The sequence below is a fragment of the Streptomyces sp. SM11 genome (assembly GCF_002910905.1).
Lineage (GTDB): Bacteria > Actinomycetota > Actinomycetes > Streptomycetales > Streptomycetaceae > Streptomyces.
In genome coordinates, this window is sequence record NZ_NEUE01000294.1 from 22481 (window position 1) to 23510 (window position 1030).

Genomic DNA, 1030 nt, shown 5'->3' on the forward strand with positions numbered 1-1030 from the left:
CCGTCGCCGTACGAACTACTCGTCGGTAGCATCTTGTTCATGGCAGAGACGGCAGCAGACGCAAGCGACACCGGGCAGACCTCGCGGACGGACGCCAGGAAGGCGGCCCGCGCGGAGCGCAAGGCGGCGAAGCTCGCCCACCAGATCGGCGCTTTCGCCAAGGAACACGGCGGCGCCGAGGGGCAGCTCGCCTACATCGGCCAGGCGGGCGCCCGCATCGTCCTGGTCGGCGAGGACGGCGCCTGGGGCGACCTCGTGGCCCCGACCTACGCGGTGGCCGAGAGCGCGGCCTCGAAGTCCGGCATCACGATGCACGAGGAGTTCGACGGCGAGTTCGCGCTCAAGGTCCGCACCGGCCCGTACGAGTGGTCCCGGATGGCCGGGATCCAGGTCGGCGGTCCCTCCAACGACCGCTGAGGCGGCTCTTTCCACCCTCTCGGGCAACACCTGACCCGGGGCTCACCCGTTAGGCCGTGCGTACGCACGCCGTCCCAGGGAGCCCCGGATGACCGACATCCTGCCCGTGCCCGTGGCCGACCTGGTCGACCAGAACTGCCACGGCGTCCTGCGCACCGAGCTGGGCCTCGGCACCTTCGAGGCCCAGCTCACCGCCGCCGCCGACGGCGCTCCGGCCGCCCCCGGCACCACCTTCTTCGACACCCAGACCGGCTTCGCCGTGCGCCGCTGGTGCCCGCCCCTGCTCGGTCTCGAAGCGCACTGCCCGCCCGCCCACTACCTGGCCCGCCGCCGGGAACTGGGCGTGGCCGAGACCTCCCGCCGCCTGCTGCGCGCCACCGGGGTCTCCGCCCATCTCGTCGACACCGGCCTCCCCGGCGACCTCACGGGACCGGCCGAGATGGCCTCGGCGGCCGGGTCGAAGGCCCGTGAGATCGTCCGGCTCGAAGTCCTCGCCGAACACGTCGCCGACACCTCGGGCACCGTCGAAACCTTCCTCGTCAACCTCGGCGAGGCCGTGCACACCGCCGCGTCCTCCGCCGCCGCGTTCACCTCCGTCACCGGGCACGCCCCG

The 1030-nt window shown here is 73.1% G+C and carries 1 protein-coding gene and 1 pseudogene; both read left to right on the forward strand.

Translation table 11 applies throughout. From position 1 onward, the window contains the following. The first annotated feature begins 39 nt into the window (after nucleotides 1-39). Nucleotides 40-417, forward strand: coding sequence for a hypothetical protein (locus B9S58_RS32685; RefSeq protein ID WP_103535521.1), 378 nt, complete (start codon nucleotides 40-42; stop codon nucleotides 415-417). Between the two features lie 88 nt (nucleotides 418-505). Then, nucleotides 506-1030 (forward strand): annotated as a pseudogene (locus tag B9S58_RS32690) (amidohydrolase); the annotation flags it as partial.